Raw genomic sequence first — 19337 nt, forward strand, 5'->3', positions numbered from 1 at the left:
TTATGGTATTAATTAGATAGGTTATATTACATCGGTGTATATACTACAGCAAGAATTTTTGCTCCTTCGCTATTGCTTGCGTGTACGTGGTGGGCAACAATGGAGTCGTAGTAAATGCTGTCTCCTTCCTCCAATATATAGGTTTCGTTTCCGTACTGGATTTCCACGACACCTTGGAGGCAATAGATGAATTCTTCACCTTCGTGAGTAGACAGCACAAAGTTGACACCTTCCTGAACGGCTTCTATTTGTATAACGAATGGCTCCATATGCCTTCCCGATTTCGCTGCCGAGAGGGAAAAATAGTCCATATGTTTATGCGAAGAGGTATCTTTTGTAGAGAAGCTGACAGATTTATCGTATTGCTCCTTTCGTGAGATCACAGGGCCAAGCTCATTATAATCATCAAGGAAAGTGCCCAGCCTTACACCCAATACTCTTGCTATTTTTATGAGTGGAGCCAGTGATGGCAAAATGCCTGTTTGTTCTATGGTTTCCAGTTGTATCTCGTCCAGACCCGAACGCTCTATCATTTCTGCAATACTGATAGATTTTGATTCACGTAGTTGCTTAATTCTTTCTCCGATATTTTTCTTTGTTTTCATATAAAAGTTCGAAAGTGTTTAGTTGTCTATCATAGTGTTACAAATTTATGATATTTATTTTCTTTGTTTCTATCAAATTGTATTATTTCTTACTTGAAAACAGAGCATAATTGTTAAAAGTTGACAAACAACGTTCGGCAGAGCAAAGTGGAGCCAATTGAAAATCGACGACGTGAAAATGAGTCAGACTTGACACATATTTTAATTTTTTGTAGGGGCGAATTGCATTCGCCCGTATATATTGATTTCGGGTGAAAGCATTTCGCCCCTACAGTATCATTTTTAACTAAAACCTGGCACATCTCATTATTCTTCATTATTCAAATTTTCATTGGCATATCTGCATATTGCCACATTAGCTCATTGGCTATGATATAGATAAAGCCACAAAATAAAAATACCGGTTTTTAAATGTTTATTACCAAAAATTGTCGTATGGAAAAAGAAAAAGCTGCCTGGTATTTACCTGGCAGCTTTTAAGTCTTTGCTTAAGAAGTATTTATTTGACTTCAAAATCTTGTTTCATATCAATTTCCTCTCCGTTTTGATCATAAAAATGGTATTCCAGAAAGGCCAGGCTTTGATTGGGGATTATCTTCACTCCCATGCCATAACGCCATTTCCACTGCCATTTTAGTGACAGGAAACCTTTGTTGATAAATGCTGCAACATACGGATGTACATGTAAAACAAATTTCTTCACATTCAGATCTTTTACAAGATAGCTGATTTTCATTCGCAAAGTGTCTGTGAATAAAATAGATGGCCTTATATCTCCTTTGCCAAAACAGGTTGGACAGGTTTCGGTAGTGGATATTTCCATTTCAGGACGAACGCGTTGACGGGTGATTTGCATCAGTCCGAATTTGCTCAAAGGCAAAATGTTGTGCTTGGCGCGGTCGTGAGCCATCAGCTCCTGCATTCGTGCTATCAGTTGACTGCGGTGCTCTCCTTCAGTCATGTCTATAAAATCGATTACGATGATACCCCCCATATCACGCAGTCTTAATTGTCGGGCTATTTCTTCTGCTGCTGCGGAATTCACTTCCCATGCATTATTTTCTTGTCCCGCTTCCGGATTTTTTGACCTGTTGCCACTATTGACGTCTATTACGTGTAGTGCCTCGGTGTGCTCTATTATCAGATAGGCTCCGTTGCGGAATGTTACGGTTTTCCCAAATAATGCTTTTACTTGTTTGGTTACAGCAAAATTGTCGAATATGGGAAGTTCTCCGTCATAGATTTTTACAATGTTCTTTTTCTCAGGAGCTATAAACGAGATATAGTCTCTTATCTGGTTAGCCGTATCCTGATCATTTACATGGATTTCCTGAAAACTAGGATTGAATACATCACGCAAAAGTGCTACTATACGTCCGGTTTCTTCAAAAACCAGTGTCGGCAGCTTGCTTTTTTGTATTTTAGGAAGATTGTCTTCCCATCTTTTAACGAGTGTTTTCAGTTCGGTATCCAGGTCGGCTACCTTTTTCCCTTCGGCTACGGTTCTCACGATTACGCCGAAATTTTTAGGTTTTATGCTTTGTATCAGTTGTCGCAGTCGTGCCCGTTCTTCTTTCGATTTAATTTTTTGCGAGACCGATACTTTGTCATTGAATGGAATAACGACCAGGAATCGTCCTGCCAATGACAGTTCTGAGGTGAGGCGGGGGCCTTTTGTCGATATGGGTTCCTTGGCTATTTGCACCAGAATTTCCTGTCCCGGTTTCAGTATGTCGCTTATCGACCCGTCTTTGTCAATATCGGGTTGTAGCTTCATTCTCGAAATGTTTGGAAATTTCTTTTTGTCGTTTAATGCCTGTTTGTGGAACTCATCAACAGATTTGAATTGAGCACCAAGATCTAAATAGTGAAGAAAAGCGTCTTTTTTGTATCCTATGTCTATAAAAGCAGCATTCAGCCCGGGCATCAGCTTTTTTACTTTGCCGGCATAAATGTTGCCCACCGCATACGAGGCGTCTCTTCCTTCTTTCTGCAGTTCGACAAGTTTCTTGTCTTCAAGTACCGCAATTGAGACTTCGTTAGGTTGGACATCGACTACTAGTTCGCTGTTCATACTATAAATTTGGATTTTTATTGTTTGATTCAAATATCCCTATTTAAATCTGAATATTAGAGTTTCTCCTTTTCTATAAAGAGTTTTCAATACCTTAAATACACAAAGAACAAACTTAAAATTAAACAATTTATAAGTTTGTTCTCGTATATTTCCCTTTAAAAGAAAGAGAATAGACTTATTTTTTCTTTTTATGTCTGTTTTTTCTCAGTCTTTTTTTGCGCTTGTGCGTAGACATTTTATGTCTTTTCCTTTTCTTTCCGCTTGGCATGTGATTTATATTTAGTTAATTAATAATAATAGTATGAATTACTTTCTTACCTGATTAACGAAAGTTTTAGCCGGTTTGAATGCAGGGATAGCATGAGCCGGAATAATGATAGTTGTGTTTTTTGATATATTGCGAGCTGTTTTCTGAGCTCTGGTTTTAACGATAAAACTACCGAAACCTCTTAAATATACATTATCATTCTTACTTAGAGAGTCTTTAACTACATCCATGAATGATTCAACTGTTTTCAATACAGTAGCCTTGTCAATGCCTGTATTTTTCGCAATTTCGTTAACGATGTCAGCTTTTGTCATTTTCTTATTTTTTAAAATTCTAAACAATTAATTTTTTGGACTGCAAATATATAGCTTTTTATTTACCTTTGAAACAAATAATTATCATTTTTTTTTAAATGATGGATAAATTAACTATCTGTTGTCCGGACGTACAAAGATAAATATAAATTATTGTAAATGAGCAAAAAGGAAAATTTAAGATTAAGCTCTATATTAATAAGGTGGTATGAAGAGAATAAACGGGATTTGCCATGGCGCGATACCGTCGATCCATATATTATCTGGATATCGGAAGTTATTTTGCAGCAAACCCGGGTTGACCAGGGATTGTCTTATTTCAACCGTTTCATTCAACGTTTCCCTGCTGTAAGAGATCTGGCGGAAGCCGGCGAAGATGACGTGCTTAAACTTTGGCAGGGGCTGGGTTATTACAGCCGGGCGCGAAATCTTCAGGCTGCTGCAAGAATGATAATGGATGAGTTTAATGGAATTTTTCCTGCTGGTTATAAAGATGTGCTGAGCCTGAAAGGAGTGGGGGAGTATACGGCAGCGGCTATCGTTTCGTTTTCCTACGATCAACCCTATGCAGTGGTCGATGGCAATGTGTACAGGGTTCTCTCCCGTATATTTGCTATCGATACCCCGGTAGATACCAGTAAAGGTAAAAAGCTCTTCTCTGAGTTGGCTCAGTCTTTATTGGATGATGCCCGTCCCGGATTACACAATCAGGCGATAATGGAATTTGGTGCATTGCAGTGTGTTCCGGTATCTCCCGATTGCGGGAATTGTTCGGCGTCGTTTATGTGTATGGCTTACGCCGGAAGGAATGTGGGAGCCTATCCTGTAAAAGAGGGTAAACAGAAAATAAGAGACCGATATTTTAATTATTTTGATATCCGGTACGGAGAATATATGTATTTGCATAAGCGGACGGGAAGGGATATCTGGCAAAACTTATACGAATTACCCTTGCTGGAAACCGAGAAAGAGTTATCTCACGATGACCTGGGTGGCAATAAGGGCCTGGGTAACTTTTTTGAAAAGGATAAAAGCCTCTTTATAAAACATGTAAGGAATATCAAGCATGTATTATCGCACCAGGTGATATATGCATCTTTTTTTCAGGTTGAAATAAATGAAGCATTAACGGATGACAAATATCTGAGAATAAGAGTTGAAGATGCCGGCCAATATCCGGTGTCGCGTCTGGTTCATAAATATCTGGATGAGTTGTAATAATTTTCTTCATGTGTTTGTGTAAGCCGTAAAACAATCTATCTTTGTAATAACATAAACTGAAGGTTAAAACATGGATAAAATTTCACTGATCGTTCCTTGTTACAATGAAGAACAGGCCCTGCCTTTTTTATATAAGGAAATTGTAAAACTGACGACAGAAATGCCGGAGCAGGAGTTTGAATTTATATTCATCAATGACGGCTCAAAAGACAGGACATTGGAGTTGGTAAAAGGGCTAAAGCTGAATGACGATAGAGTGCATTATGTTTCCTTCTCCCGCAATTTTGGCAAGGAGGCCGGAATATATGCCGGGTTGCAGGCTGCAACCGGCGATTATGTGTCGCTGCTCGATGCCGATTTGCAAGACCCGCCGTCTTTGGTGAAAGAAATGTATCATACTCTGAAAACAGAGGATTATGACTGTGTGGCTACCCGACGAATAGACCGGAAGGGTGAGCCGCCTGTCCGGTCGTTCTTTGCCAAGCAATTTTACAAGCTGATTAACAAAATATCAGATACGGAAGTTGTTGATGGGGCACGTGATTTTCGTCTGATGACCCGTCAGATGGTAGATGCCATTTTGGATATGAGCGAATATAACCGCTTTTCGAAAGGGATCTTTGGCTGGGTAGGATTTAAAACAAAGTGGATCGCTTTTGAAAATGTAGAACGTGTAGCCGGAGAAACCAAATGGTCTTTTATTGGATTGTTCTTATACTCACTCGAAGGGATTATTGCATTCTCCACGCGTCCATTGCTGATCGCTTCCCTGTTTGGAATATTGTTTTGTCTCATCGCCTTTTTTATGATCAGCGTGATCATCGCTAAAACCTTGCTGTGGGGTGATCCTGTGGCCGGTTATCCATCGTTGATTTGTGCCATATTCTTTATGGGAGGGATTCAGCTGTTCTGTTTGGGAATTCTGGGGCAATATCTGTCTAAAACGTATCTTGAAACAAAAAAACGTCCTATATACATAATAAAGGAAAAAGCGTAGGCTAATTATGGGTTGTGAATTATAAATTATGAATGACAAAAATATCAGCGACAAGTAGTTCATAACTCATAATTTATAATTCACAACTATTTGCCCGATTGTAATCTTTAGTTGTCAAATTTGCATAATTTGGCAACTATTTTTTTGCTTTTATAAAATAAAAGACTAATTTTGCGCCGATTGTCAAACGGGCTCTACAAAAGCTTTTATTTATGGTTTGTAGCAAAATGCCATAATACTATTGAAAACTGATGACAATTGATAGAAAAGTCATAATATTAAAGTAAAAATATGAGTACTTCTGCTCTTTTTTTAGTCGTTCTTTTAACGGGAATTACGTTGGTCGTAGCCGGTCTTGGCATGGCCTTATTACTTTCGCCGAAATCATTTAATGCGCAAAAAGAGGAACCATACGAATGTGGTGTTCCTACTCATGGTACATCATGGATGCAGTTTAAGGTGGGATACTATCTTTATGCTATCCTTTACCTGATGTTCGATGTGGAAACAATATTCCTGTTTCCGTGGGCTACGGTCGTAAGGCAATTGGGCTGGCCGGGATTATATTGTATATTATTTTTCATCTTAATATTAGGCCTGGGCTTAGCCTATGCCTGGAAGAAAGGGGCTTTGAAATGGAAATAAAGAAAGTATATATTAAGGGTATTCCTTCCGAAGAATTCAAGGATAATGAATATCTGGAAGATTATATAAAGGAACTAAACGAAGGTGGAGTTCCTGTTGTTGTTGGGGCATTGGATCAGCTTATCAACTGGGGACGTTCCAACTCTGTCTGGCCATTGGCTTTCGCTACCAGTTGTTGTGGTATCGAATTTATGGCTTCGGCTGCCGCTCGTTACGATCTGGCTCGTTTTGGTATGGAGGTTACACGAAATAGTCCGCGACAGGCCGATACAATGGTTGTGGCAGGTACTATTGTGCACAAAATGGCTCCGCTTCTGAGACGTGTATATGACCAGATGGCCGAGCCAAAATATGTAATTGCAATGGGAAGTTGTGCTATTTCGGGAGGTCCTTTTGTGGATTCGTATCATGTGGTAAAAGGTATCGATGAAATCTTACCTGTAGATGTATACGTTCCCGGATGTCCTCCGCGTCCCGAGGCTCTGTTTTACGGGCTGATGCAGTTGCAGCGCAAGATAAAAGTAGAGCGTTTTATGTTCCGTAAAGGGCATAAGAATATAAAGAGAGATAAGTAAGGATAATACTGTATAAAACTAATGGAAAATATAAAAAAGGTAATATTAGAAGCTGTTCCCGAAGCTGTTATCGAAGAGACTACTCCGCTATCGGTTACTGTAGAACCTGATAAACTCCGTACGTTGGTAAAAGCCCTCCGCAATTACGCTGAGTTTCCGTTCGACTATCTTGCTATGATGACCGGAATGGACTGGGGCGAAAAGCTGGGAGTTATTTATCTTCTTGCTTCATCGAAAGATCTTTCTGTGGAAGTAGCCGTTAAGACCGGGACTGCGGACAGGGAAAATCCATTGTTATATACTGTTACTGATATTTACGAAACAGCTCACTACAACGAAAGGGAGGCATATGCAATGTTAGGAATACGTTTTATAAACAATCCTGATATGCGTCGTTTCTTCCTTAATGCCGATTGGGTTGGCTTCCCTTTGAGAAAAGATTATGATGCAAATCCGGTGTTGAATGCCGTCTCGAAAGAAAGTCGCGACATAATAGACATTGCTCCCCGCATTATGGAGGATGCAAACGGAAATCTGAAAGAAGAAAATGTAGACATCTTTGAAAAAGATGACTATATAATCAATATAGGTCCGCAACATCCTTCAACTCACGGTGTGATGCACTTCCGTGTAGCCCTTGATGGTGAGATCGTTAAAAAAATTGATGTTCACAGCGGATATATCCACAGAGGAATAGAGAAGTTAAGTGAAAAACTAACCTACCCTCAGATTCTACACTTTACAGACCGTCTTGATTATCTTTCTGCTAATATAAATCGTCACGGACTTTGTATGTGTGTTGAAAAAGCAGCACAGATAGAAATTCCCGAAAGAGCGCAATATATACGTACCATCATGGATGAGTTGAATCGTATCGATTCTCACCTTGTGGCATGGGGTACGATGTGTATGGACTTAGGTTCTACCACTGCCTTTATCTATGGTATGCGTGAACGTGAAGATATCCTTAAAATATTCGAGAAAAACACGGGTGGCCGTCTGATTATCAACTACAATGTGATCGGTGGTGTAATGTTCGATATACAACCTGATTTCCAGTCGGATGTTAAAACTTTTATTCCTGTTATGCGTAAAGCACTGGATGAATATAACAGGCTGTTCACTGGTAACGTAATCGCTGTTGGGCGTATGAAAAATTTAGGTCTTCTTACAAGAGAAGATGCGATTTCTTATGCGGTTACAGGGCCCGCCGGACGTGCGTCAGGTTTTTCTTGTGACATTCGTAAACATGCTCCTTATGCGCTTTATGATAAAGTGGAATTTAAGGAAATCATCCGTACAAATAACGATGCTTTTGACCGTTACCTGAATCGTCTGGATGAAATAGAGGAATCATTGAAGATCATAGAACAACTTATAGATAATATACCGGAAGGAGATTTCTTAGCTAAAACAAAAGCGATTATTAAACTTCCTGAAGGAGAATATTATCAGCGGGTTGAAGCCGGACGAGGCGAGTTTGGTGTATACATCAACAGCAAAGGAGATAAAACACCTTACCGTCTGAAATTCCGTTCTCCGTCTATGGCTGCCGTATCGGTAATGCCATTGATCTGTAAGAATGAAAAGATTTCAGACTTTATAGGAATCGGGGGATCTATGGACTATGTGATTCCTGATATCGACCGTTAATAAGATTAATTATTTTATCAATATAAAGGATATATGTTGCTAAACTATTCACGACCTTTAGAGGTAGTAGGTTTGTTAAAACAATTCGATGCGTTTTTAACAGAGAACCTACCTACATGGGCGGTTTTGGCTATTGAGTTTGTACTCATCGGAGTGGCGTTGCTGCTTTTGTATGCCGTATTAGCCTTGATTCTGATTTATGTAGAGCGTAAAATTACCGCTTTCTTTCAGGCTCGTTTAGGCCCGAATCGTGTTGGTAAATATGGGCTTATACAGAGTGTTGCCGACATGGTAAAGATCCTGATAAAGGAGATTATCCATGTCAAAAAATCGGACCGTTTCCTTTTCTTTACCGCTCCGTTCTTTATGATTGTGGCTTCTATGCTTACATTCGGTGCATTACCTTTCGGACAGGGATTACAAGCAGTAGATTTTAATATCGGTGTATTTTATGTGATAGCTGTGTCTTCATTAGGTATCATCGGGGTACTCCTTGCCGGATGGTCCAGTAACAATAAATATTCGATGATCGGTGCGATGCGAAGCGGTGCGCAGTTTATAAGTTATGAGCTTTCCGCCGGATTTGCACTGATGACTGCTGTAGTACTTTCGGGTACAATGAGCTTCTCACAAATAATACAGGGTCAGGCATATATCCACCAGTGGAATCTTATAGCCGGACATGTTCCTGCGGTTATAGCTTTTATTATCTATCTGATTTCTGGTCATGCCGAAACAAACCGTGGTCCTTTCGACTTACCGGAAGCTGAGTCGGAATTGACTGCCGGATATCATACCGAGTATTCCGGGCTTCAATTCGGATTTTTCTATCTGGCTGAATATTTGAATATGTTCATTGTGGCTGGTATTGCCACGACTGTATTCCTGGGCGGCTGGATGCCTATTCAGGTTGAAGGTTGGGATGGTTTTAACCAAATAATGAATTATATACCATCATATATCTGGTTTTTCGGAAAAGCAAGTGTTCTTGTATTCCTTAGCTTATGGGTAAGATGGACATTCCCTCGTTTGCGTATCGACCAGCTGTTGAATCTGGAATGGAAATATCTGTTGCCGATCAATATGGTGAACATATTATTAATGGTGATCATGGTTTTATTGGGTTGGACTTTAAAATAAGTAACGGAAAAGTATTTAACGATATATTTAAATCATAACTACTTTAGCTGTTATACTAACAAAAGAAATAAAAAGGTCTGCGACCTTGCTAAATTATAGAGGATAAGAAAATGAGTTCAGTATCAGAATATTTTTCAGGTTTATTTGGAGGTATCAGATCCCTGCTTACAGGGATGAGGGTCACATGGGGTGAACTCTGGACTAAGAAGGTTACGGAGCAATACCCCGAGAACAGGGCAACCCTTGTTATACCGGATCGTTTCCGGGGTGAGTTGATAATGCCTCATGACGATAGCAATGAACATGCCTGTACGGCTTGTGGTATCTGTCAGATGAATTGTCCGAACGGAACAATACAGGTAATATCCAAATCGATAGAAACAGAAGACGGAAAGAAAAAGAAAATTCTCGACCGTTATATCTATGATTTAGGAATGTGTACATTCTGTAACCTGTGTGTGATCACTTGTCCATCGGATGCCATCATGTTTGCCAACACATTCGAAAACTCACTGTTTACCCGTGCTAAACTGGTACAACAATTGAATCACGAAGGATCGAAACTACGTGAAAAGAAAAAGGATGTGAAACCGGTATTGACTGATAAGCCTGTCGCAAAAGCCGAAAAAGAAATACATGGAGATAAAACAGCACCGGAAGGTGTGCCGCAAACTCCATCGGAACCAATTCCGGCAGGTGATATAAAAGATAATAGTGGTATTCATCCGGAAAAGAATTATCCAAAAGACGTGACGACAGATACAGTTCCTGCATCGAAGTTACCGATGAGTGACGGTAATCCGGCAAAAGAAGAAAACTAAATAAACAATATACGATAATCAATAGATTATGGCAGAACAAATTATATTTTACGTTTTAGCAGCGATAATCGTTTTCTGCTCTATTATGGCAGTTACTACACAAAAAATTATCCGCTCGGCAACATTTTTGCTCTTCGTCCTTCTGGGCACGGCAGGCTTATATCTGTTATTGAATTATCATTTCCTTATGGCTGTGCAGATAGCTGTTTACGCAGGAGGGGTAATGGTACTGTTTATCTTCGCCATCTTGCTGACGAACGAACCGGGGCGGGACGTTAAGTTTGAGAAACCCGGACGTATGTTTATTGCAGCACTGGCTTCATTAGCCGGACTGGCTATTTGCGGTCACATCATATTCTACAATGTGGATAGGTTCTATACTTATGTCACAAAAGAAGAATTGCATATGCAGGATATAGGTATGGCAATGATGGGGACAGATAAATATCAATACCTGTTGCCATTCGAGGCGATCAGTATTTTGCTGTTGGCTTGTATTATCGGAGGTATAATGATTGCTAGAAAAAGATAAAAAGAAAGATATATTATGGGCGAATTAATAATAGATTTTTTATCAGGGCCGGTACCTATCGAAGGATATCTGGTCGTTAGTACGGTCATGTTCTTTGCCGGGGTTTACGGATTTCTGTCACGTAAGAATATGTTGATGGTTCTGATCTCTATGGAGCTTATGCTGAATGCGGCAGACCTCAATTTCGTGGTGTTCAACCGTTACCTGTATCCGGGACAGATGGAAGGCTTCTTCTTCACATTGTTCGCGATAGGAATAGCGGCGGCTGAAACCGCTGTGGCAATAGCCATTATTATCAATATATACCGCAATGTGAAGAGCATATATATAGATGAGAATATAACCGAAATGAAAAACTAAGCAAGGAAACAGATAGAAAGTATGGAACAAATTAATTTCACATATCCGACGCTGATAATGGCTCTTCCGGTTATTATGTTTCTTATTATCGGACTGGGTGGCAAATTTATGAAGCCTGTAGTAGCGGGTATATTAGGAACAATCTCGTTAGGTATAATGACTGTGCTGGCTTATATGACAGCCTATCAGTATTTCTTTGTAGTAGGCCAGGTAGATGGCGTTTATCAGACATTCCACACGGCTTTTACATGGCTGCGTTTTACTGATATGCTACATATAGACTTAGGTATCTATCTCGATCCTATTTCGGTGATGATGCTTGTCGTGATTACGACTGTATCGTTGATGGTGCATATTTACAGCTTAGGTTACATGCATGGCGAAAAAGGATTCCAACGCTATTATGCATTTCTTTCGTTATTTAGTTTTGCTATGTTAGGATTGGTAATGGCTACCAATATTTTTCAGATGTACATTTTCTGGGAGCTTGTTGGGGTATCGTCATTCCTGCTCATCAGTTTCTATTATGTAAAACCGTCGGCTGTGGCTGCCTCTAAAAAGGCGTTTATTGTTACACGTTTTGCCGACTTCTTTTTCCTTGTAGGTATATTATTACTATCATATTTTTCAGGAACATTCGATTTTACGGCGATTACCGATCAAAGTTCTCCATTTATTGCTACAATGCAGGGCTCATCGTTTATCGGCCTTTCAGTACTTTCATGGGCTATGATCCTGATATTTATGGGAGGTGCGGGTAAATCGGCAATGATGCCGTTCCACATTTGGTTGCCCGATGCGATGGAAGGTCCTACTCCTGCGTCTGCCCTTATCCATGCCGCAACGATGGTTGTTGCCGGGGTATTTCTTGTGGCACGTCTTTTCCCTGTATATGTGGTAACTCCTTATGTGCTAGATCTTATTGCTTGGGTAGGAGCTATAACAGCACTCTTCGCTGCTGTGGTGGCTTGTACTCAGACCGATATAAAACGTGTGCTGGCATTTTCTACCATATCTCAGATTGCTTTCATGTTAACCTCTCTCGGGGTTTCCAAGTTCGGCGGACACGAAGGATTAGGATATATGGCGGGTATGTTCCATCTATTCACACACGCGTTCTTCAAAGCGTTGTTATTCCTTTGCGCCGGAGCAATCATTCATGCCGTTCATAGCAACGAAATGGGCGATATGGGAGGCCTTGCGAAGAAATTGCCTATTACGGCGATTACATTTGGTATAGCATGGCTGGCAATAGCGGGTATTCCTCCTTTCTCAGGATTCTGGAGTAAAGATGAAATACTTGCTGCTGCAATGGAACATAATTTCCCTATTTATGTAATATTATCAGTATCCGCTGGATTGACAGCATTCTATATGTCCCGTCTCTTCTTACGGATATTCTTCTACGAAAAGAAGCATTATCATCACGAACCACACGAAGCAGGGCCTGCGATGGCAATTCCATTGATCATATTGGCCGTGTTTGCATTCGGATCGGGATTTGTTCCTTTTGGTGAATTCATAACTTCCGACCATGAGCCTTATCATGCTCACTTGAACTGGCAGGTAGCTATAACCAGTGTGGTTATCTCACTAATAGGTATGGGGATAGCATTTAGATTATACTATAAGAAAAATGATATACCAGATAAGATTACTGGTTCTATCAATACATTATATACATGGGCATTACATAAATTCTATTTCGACGAATTATGGTTGTTTGTTACGCGTAGCATCATATTCAAACGTATATCCAAACCAATTGCATGGTTTGATAAGAAATATGTAGACGGATTTATGGATTCACTGGCTTATGTAACCCAGTCGGCTTCAAGGACGATCAAAAATTTCCAGTCGGGATATATCCAGCAATATGCATTGGCATATCTTGTAGGGGCTTTGATCCTGGTAGTAGGTTTTGCCGGATGGTTGATATGTTTTGTTTGTAAATAAGATATAGATTAAAATATAAGAAGATGACTTTTCTTTCATTATTTATTCTGGTTCCTGTTTTGATGTTGATCGCGTTTCTTTTTAACCGTGACATCAAGTATGTTCGTACTGTTGCCGTTATCGGTGCAGTCATAGAAATGGCTTTGGCTTTGGTATTATTATTCATGTTCTATCAGGAACGTGGAGCCGGGAATACAGCCGAAATGTTATTCACTTATGATAAAGTATGGTTCGAATCGCTGAATATCCATTACTCTATAGGTGTGGATGGTATTTCAGTCCTTATGATTCTGCTTACTGCGATTATTATATTCACAGGCACATTTGCATCATGGAATATGGATCCTCTACCTAGAGATTTCTTTATGTGGCTGACACTTCTTTCTATAGGAGTTTATGGGTTCTTTATTTCACTGGATATGTTTACCATGTTTTTCTTCTACGAAATAGCCTTGATACCAATGTATCTGCTTATCGGGCTATGGGGTACAGGACGGAAAGAATATTCGGCAATGAAACTTACACTAATGTTGATGGGGGGGTCGGCATTCCTGTTTGTGGGAATACTGGGGATATACTTCAATTCTTCCACTACAGGCGCATTTACATGGAATATACTTGAAATAGCACAAAATGCGGCGATTCCGTTATCAGAACAATATTGGATATTCCCATTGACGTTTGTCGGTTTTGGTGTGTTAGGAGCGCTTTTCCCATTTCATACATGGTCGCCTGACGGTCACGCATCGGCGCCTACAGCAGTATCGATGCTCCACGCCGGAGTGCTAATGAAACTGGGGGGATACGGGTGTTTCCGTATAGCAATGCGTTTAATGCCGGAAGCAGCAGATGAATTATCATGGATATTTATCATACTCACAGGTATAAGTGTGATATATGGAGCTTTAGGAGCAATATCTCAAACAGACCTGAAGTATATTAATGCATATTCATCAGTTAGTCACTGTGGTCTTGTATTGTTCGCTATTCTTATGATGAATAAGACAGCAATGACAGGGGCGGTAATGCAAATGCTTTCCCACGGTCTGATGACAGCCCTATTCTTTGCTCTGATCGGGATGATATATGGACGTACACATACACGTGATATACGTGAGATGGGAGGTTTGATGAAAATTCTACCATTCCTTAGTGTTTGTTATGTGATTGCCGGTTTGGCTTCACTTGGTCTCCCGGGATTGAGTGGATTCGTTGCCGAGATGACCATCTTTGTGGGATCGTTTGAGCATAGTGACATGTTCCACCGTGTATTTACTATTATTGCCATATCTTCAATTGTTGTAACAGCAGTTTATATATTGAAAGTCGTGGGTAAGATATTGTACGGACCGGTACAGGATCCACATCACCTTGAACTGACTGATGCAGTATGGCACGAAAGACTGGCAACCGCAGCGTTGATCATTTGTGTGGCAGGTATGGGTATGTTCCCTGGTTGGATTTCAGATTTGATAAGTTCCAGTCTGACATATATAAAATAAGTAAGAATACGATTGTAAACATTGAAATTTAAGATATAAAATGGATTTGAGTAATTATTTATTGATGAAGCACGAGTTATCACTCATCGTAGTGTTCCTCTTACTTATTTTCTACGACTTGTTTGCTTCAGAAGGCGCTAAGAAATATTATTTTCCGGTGGCATGTACTCTATTTCTGATACACACAGTCGTTTGCTTCTTCTTCAAAGATAATGGAGCTTCTTTTGCAGGCATGTATGTAACAGGGCCGGTATATCTGACTGTTAAGAATGTTCTGAATATAGGTGTTTTTCTTATTATGCTACAAGGAAATGCCTGGTTGAACAAACCGGAGACAATATACAAGCGTGGGGAATTCTTTATGCTCACTGTTCTGACTTTAATGGGTATGTATCTGATGATCTCAGCTGGTAACTTCCTATTGTTCTATATTGGTCTCGAAACAGCTTCATTGCCAATCGCGGCATTAGTAGCTTTCAATAAATACAAACACGAATCGGCTGAAGCCGGAGCAAAATATATATTCAATGCCATTTTCTCGTCAGGAGTAATGGTTTTCGGACTGTCATTCCTTTACGGGGCATGCGGTACTCTTTACTATACAGATATTGCAGCTAATATATATTCCACTCCGTTGGTAATTATGGCTATGATATTCATTCTTTCGGGATTGTTTTTCAAAATATCATTGGTGCCGTTTCACCTTTGGGCTCCAGATACATACCAGGGTGCGCCTACGACAGTTACTTTATACCTGTCTACAATATCCAAAGGAGCGGCTGTGTTTGCCCTGATGGCTATCCTTTACAAAGTATTCCCTGCGCTGGCAGATACATGGAAAAGTATATTATGGATAGTTATTCTTGTGACAATTACAGTTGGTAACTTATTCGCACTTCGTCAGAAGAATATGAAACGCTTCCTGGCTTTCTCATCCATATCTCAGGCGGGATATATTATGCTGAGTGTATTCACCGGTACAAAACTGGGTATGGCTGCAACTGTATTCTACATATTTGTATATGTGTTTTCCAACCTGGCTGCATTTGGTGTGATATCTGCCATTGAAGATAAGACCGGAAAAGTGAATATGGATGACTATAACGGATTATATAAAACAAATCCGAAATTAGCCTTAGCTATGATGATCGCTATGTTCTCACTTGGAGGTATTCCGTTTGCGGCAGGATTCTTTAGTAAATTGTTCGTCTTTACAGCTGCTATGGAACAAGGACAGATATTACTTGTATTTTTGGCATTTCTGAATACAGTGATTGCATTGTACTATTACCTGCTTGTTGTAAAAGCAATGTTTATTAACAAGAACAATTCACCAATAGAAACTGTTGCTACTGACGGCTATCTCAAGACGTCACTTATACTCTCTATGGTAGGTATATTTGTTGTTGGTATGATAAGCTGTTTCTATGAGTATATTAACAGTGTAAGTTTTGGTATATATTAAATATTATTAAATAGTAAATATAAATTCGATGGAAGCCTTATCTTTGGACTTTCATCGAATTTATTATAATAAATATGCATAGTATCTATGAATCTATTGATATTACTACAAACAGTAGAGCCTGTTGTTGAGGTTGCTGATCAAGTTGTACAAACAGCTCCTGAGGAAAGTTATTTAAGTCTTGTAATGAAAGGAGGATGGATTCTGTTGCCTATTTTCCTTTTATCATTATTGGCCATTTATGTCATAATAAATAAATGGCTTATCATAAACCGCCTGGGGAAAAAAGATTCTGTCTGGCTGTCAAGGGTGATTGAACTTGTGCATGAAAACAAAATAGACAAAGCTTTGAAATTTTGTATAGAACGTCCTTATGCTTCGGCAAAAGTAATAGCCGCAGGTCTGAAAGAATTTGATAAGGAGGACAACGAAATACAGGAGGCTATGGAAATAGAAGCCCGTCAACAAATAAGTGTACTGGAAAACCAGATGAACTGGCTGGGTATTACAGCATCAATTGCCCCTATGCTCGGGTTTTTAGGAACAATATTCGGAGTGATAAAAATATTTTACGATATAGCACGGACAAACGATTTGGCTATAGACACCATTTCTACAGGGCTCTATCAAAAGATGATCTGTTCGGGAGCCGGGCTCCTGGTCGGTATTGTAGCATATACAGGTTATTACTTGTTGAATGGACGGATAGATAAAGTAGTGGTAAACATAGATAAGGAGTCGAACGAAGTGCTTAAAGCTATCCGTGCCTGTAAGAAAGGTGTGGTAGATGCAGCTTAATATATAGATAAGGAAAAGAATTGAAGATATGAAAATAGCACGGAGAAAAGCAAGGACAGCCGAGGTGTATACTGCCTCATTGAATGATATAATGTTCTTTCTACTGTTGTTTTTTCTTATTATATCGACAATGGTAACACCGGCAGCAATACGGGTATTATTACCAAATGCCGCGACTTCGGAAAAAGTAGTGACTAAAAAGAATATTAACCTGATAATTACACAGGATTTAAGATATTATATCAACGATAAGGAAATTGCGAAAGATCAGATAGAATCTGTTCTAGCTACAACTTTAGAAGAGGAAAAGAAAAAAAGTCCTGATGTGGAGATGAATGTCCTCTTGCAAGCTGACAGGTCACTTTCTTTGCAGGATGTAGTGGATGTGATTGATATAGGTAATAAACTTCAGGTTAAAATGGTGCTTTTTACTCAAAAACCGGAATAAATAAATTAAAATAATATAAGAAAAGATTCGTTGATTATTTACAAAAAAAATGCAAATAGTTAATGAAATAAGTATGAGATGCATGCAACATTTCTACAAAAGATGCATCTCTTAAATGAAGCTTGACCAGTATGAATGAACTGCAAATTATAGCAGGCTGTAAGGAACAAAAGCGTGAAGCTCAAAAAATGCTATACGAGAAGTATGCTCGTAAGATGTATAGCATTTGTTTGCGTTATAGTTCTGATGCAGATGCTGCACAAGATTTGTTGCAGGATGGATTCATGAAGGTATTTGCCAGTATCGAAACATTTCAGGATCGCGGTTCATTTGAGGGCTGGCTTAAGCGTATTTTTATTAACCTAGCTTTAGAAAACTTAAGAAAGAAAAAATCAATTATTCAAAGTTCTGATGATATTCAAAATCTTCCGGATGTAGTCGACGACTCTACGGAAGATGAGCAGATGTATAAAATATCAGAAACTGAATTGATAAAAATGGTACAGGAGCTCCCAAGAGGTTATTCTACGGTTTTCAACTTATATGCGATAGAGGATTATTCCCATAAAGAAATCGCAGAGATGTTAGGTATAAGTGAAGGTACATCACGTTCTCAGTATGTAAGGGCAAGACAGATCTTACAAGAGAAGGTGAAGCAATATATAAAACAGAGATCGTAAAGATGGAAGTGGAAAAAGACAAAATAAAGGATCTATTCTCCTCAAAGTTAGGAAACTTTGAGCCAGAGGTGCCTGCGTCCGTATGGGGTGGGCTGGATCAGCTTTTGTCTGATCCGCTGACACCATCCGCTGATGCGAATTCTGCAAATTCTTCGACAGGTAATGCAGCTTCTTCATCAGGAAATGCATCAATAATAAAAGTAGTTGCCGTAATAATCGGATTAGCTGCTGCTATCGCCACAGGGATTTTGTTTATTCCTGATGGTAAAGAAGAAAGAATAGTAATAGATAGCAAAAACATTGTGACAGAAGAACCGCAAGTGCCATTTGTAGAACGACCAGATACGGGAAAAATAGTATTACCTGTAGAACCAATGATTGTAAAAGCCGAAGCACCGGTATACAAACAGGAAGATATTGAGCCTGTAGTGGAAGAAGAACCTGTGGTTGTCGCCGTTGATACTTCCGAAGTGACAGAAGAGCCACCAAAAGAGGTGATCAAGCAAGTTGTGGTTGTGGATGGACCTCTGGTGCTAAAACCAACTGCGGAATTGCCGAAAAAGAAAGTATCCCACGGGATCTCATTAGGATTAAAGGCTGATGCCAATCTGTTTACAGAAAATATAACCGAAAGAGGTGGTGATTTGTTGTTCTCACATAAGGACAGAAGTGAACTGTTTAATAAATTGTTGAAAGAAGAGAACAGTGAATTCGAGATGGAGCATAAATTGCCAATATCATTTGGAGTGACAGTAAGCAAGCAGATATCACCACGTCTATCACTGGAAACAGGATTGATATATACCCGCTTGTCGTCTAAAGTAAGATCGAATAGTAAGTTCAATCTCAACGAGACACAAACCTTTAATTATCTGGGAGTGCCGTTGTCGGTAAATTATACTTTTTATGAACTTGGTAAGACTAGATTTTATCTTTCTCTTGGCGCTATGATACAAAAAGATATAAGTGGGAAATATGTAAGTAATATGAATTTCTTGATGTCTGACATCACAGAAACTGAAATAGCTAAAGACATTTTCTATTCAGAACCATACTACATAAACCAGTCTGTTAAACAGTCGAATCCTCAATTCTCAGTCTTTTCTACACTTGGTGTTACTTATCCATTGTATAGGAAACTCTATTTATACGGAGCCATTGGCGGAGCTTATTATTTTGATGCAGAGAACCAGTATCGAACTATTTATTCAGATAAAAAGACCCAGTTGAATCTGAATCTTGGTATTAAGTTTGATTTTTAATATTCTTCTAAATAAAAA

At 39.3% G+C, this 19337-nt stretch carries 19 protein-coding genes; 16 read left to right on the top strand and 3 right to left on the bottom strand.

What is annotated here, in order from left to right:
* Positions 1 to 26: 26 nt before the first annotated feature.
* The 3 genes from GGR21_RS17490 to GGR21_RS17500 form a co-directional block, all read right to left on the bottom strand.
* Entirely contained in the window at positions 27 to 605 is a 579-nt protein-coding gene (locus GGR21_RS17490) for a helix-turn-helix domain-containing protein (protein WP_183308531.1), read from the bottom strand.
* Positions 606 to 1104: 499 nt separating this feature from the next.
* Complete coding sequence (locus GGR21_RS17495) at positions 1105 to 2679, bottom strand: Rne/Rng family ribonuclease (protein WP_183308532.1); 1575 nt, start codon at positions 2677 to 2679, stop codon at positions 1105 to 1107.
* 309 nt (positions 2680 to 2988) lie between these two features.
* A complete protein-coding gene (locus tag GGR21_RS17500; protein ID WP_317169907.1) occupies positions 2989 to 3282 on the bottom strand; it encodes an HU family DNA-binding protein in 294 nt (97 codons plus the stop codon).
* A gap of 141 nt (positions 3283 to 3423) precedes the next feature.
* Between GGR21_RS17500 and mutY the strand changes: the two genes are divergently transcribed.
* From mutY to GGR21_RS17580, 16 genes are all read left to right on the top strand, one after another.
* A complete protein-coding gene (gene mutY, locus GGR21_RS17505; RefSeq protein WP_183308534.1) occupies positions 3424 to 4482 on the top strand; it encodes an A/G-specific adenine glycosylase in 1059 nt (352 codons plus the stop codon).
* A gap of 73 nt (positions 4483 to 4555) precedes the next feature.
* Complete coding sequence (locus GGR21_RS17510; protein ID WP_183308535.1) at positions 4556 to 5482, top strand: glycosyltransferase family 2 protein; 927 nt, start codon at positions 4556 to 4558, stop codon at positions 5480 to 5482.
* Between the two features lie 291 nt (positions 5483 to 5773).
* Positions 5774 to 6127, top strand: coding sequence for an NADH-quinone oxidoreductase subunit A (locus GGR21_RS17515; RefSeq protein WP_183308536.1), 354 nt, complete (start codon positions 5774 to 5776; stop codon positions 6125 to 6127).
* Positions 6118 to 6702, top strand: coding sequence for an NADH-quinone oxidoreductase subunit B (locus GGR21_RS17520; protein ID WP_183308537.1), 585 nt, complete (start codon positions 6118 to 6120; stop codon positions 6700 to 6702). Before GGR21_RS17515 ends, GGR21_RS17520 begins: the two co-directional genes overlap by 10 nt.
* Before the next feature lie 21 nt (positions 6703 to 6723).
* Entirely contained in the window at positions 6724 to 8355 is a 1632-nt protein-coding gene (locus GGR21_RS17525; RefSeq protein WP_183308538.1) for an NADH-quinone oxidoreductase subunit D, read from the top strand.
* A 33-nt stretch (positions 8356 to 8388) separates the two neighbouring features.
* On the top strand, positions 8389 to 9495 hold the full coding sequence (gene nuoH / locus GGR21_RS17530) for an NADH-quinone oxidoreductase subunit NuoH (protein ID WP_183308539.1): 1107 nt from the start codon (positions 8389 to 8391) through the stop codon (positions 9493 to 9495).
* 110 nt (positions 9496 to 9605) lie between these two features.
* The gene (locus GGR21_RS17535) at positions 9606 to 10316 is read left to right on the top strand and encodes a 4Fe-4S binding protein (protein ID WP_183308540.1); all 711 of its coding nucleotides are present in this window, start codon (positions 9606 to 9608) and stop codon (positions 10314 to 10316) included.
* Positions 10317 to 10344: 28 nt separating this feature from the next.
* A complete protein-coding gene (locus GGR21_RS17540; protein WP_183308541.1) occupies positions 10345 to 10848 on the top strand; it encodes an NADH-quinone oxidoreductase subunit J family protein in 504 nt (167 codons plus the stop codon).
* Positions 10849 to 10863: 15 nt separating this feature from the next.
* Positions 10864 to 11208, top strand: a complete 345-nt coding sequence (gene nuoK / locus GGR21_RS17545; protein ID WP_183308542.1) for an NADH-quinone oxidoreductase subunit NuoK — start codon at positions 10864 to 10866, stop codon at positions 11206 to 11208.
* Between the two features lie 21 nt (positions 11209 to 11229).
* The gene (nuoL, locus tag GGR21_RS17550) at positions 11230 to 13164 is read left to right on the top strand and encodes an NADH-quinone oxidoreductase subunit L (RefSeq protein WP_183308543.1); all 1935 of its coding nucleotides are present in this window, start codon (positions 11230 to 11232) and stop codon (positions 13162 to 13164) included.
* Positions 13165 to 13187: 23 nt separating this feature from the next.
* On the top strand, positions 13188 to 14666 hold the full coding sequence (locus GGR21_RS17555; RefSeq protein ID WP_183308544.1) for a complex I subunit 4 family protein: 1479 nt from the start codon (positions 13188 to 13190) through the stop codon (positions 14664 to 14666).
* Between the two features lie 40 nt (positions 14667 to 14706).
* Complete coding sequence (locus GGR21_RS17560; protein ID WP_183308545.1) at positions 14707 to 16131, top strand: NADH-quinone oxidoreductase subunit N; 1425 nt, start codon at positions 14707 to 14709, stop codon at positions 16129 to 16131.
* A gap of 87 nt (positions 16132 to 16218) precedes the next feature.
* Positions 16219 to 16929: a MotA/TolQ/ExbB proton channel family protein gene (locus tag GGR21_RS17565; protein ID WP_183308546.1), complete on the top strand. Its 711-nt coding sequence runs from the start codon at positions 16219 to 16221 to the stop codon at positions 16927 to 16929.
* A gap of 28 nt (positions 16930 to 16957) precedes the next feature.
* The gene (locus GGR21_RS17570; RefSeq protein WP_183308547.1) at positions 16958 to 17377 is read left to right on the top strand and encodes an ExbD/TolR family protein; all 420 of its coding nucleotides are present in this window, start codon (positions 16958 to 16960) and stop codon (positions 17375 to 17377) included.
* Between the two features lie 131 nt (positions 17378 to 17508).
* Entirely contained in the window at positions 17509 to 18057 is a 549-nt protein-coding gene (locus GGR21_RS17575; protein WP_183308548.1) for an RNA polymerase sigma factor, read from the top strand.
* A 2-nt stretch (positions 18058 to 18059) separates the two neighbouring features.
* A complete protein-coding gene (locus GGR21_RS17580) occupies positions 18060 to 19319 on the top strand; it encodes an outer membrane beta-barrel protein (protein ID WP_183308549.1) in 1260 nt (419 codons plus the stop codon).
* Positions 19320 to 19337: the final 18 nt, after the last annotated feature.

It is taken from the genome of Dysgonomonas hofstadii, from assembly GCF_014196915.1.
GTDB lineage: Bacteria > Bacteroidota > Bacteroidia > Bacteroidales > Dysgonomonadaceae > Dysgonomonas > Dysgonomonas hofstadii.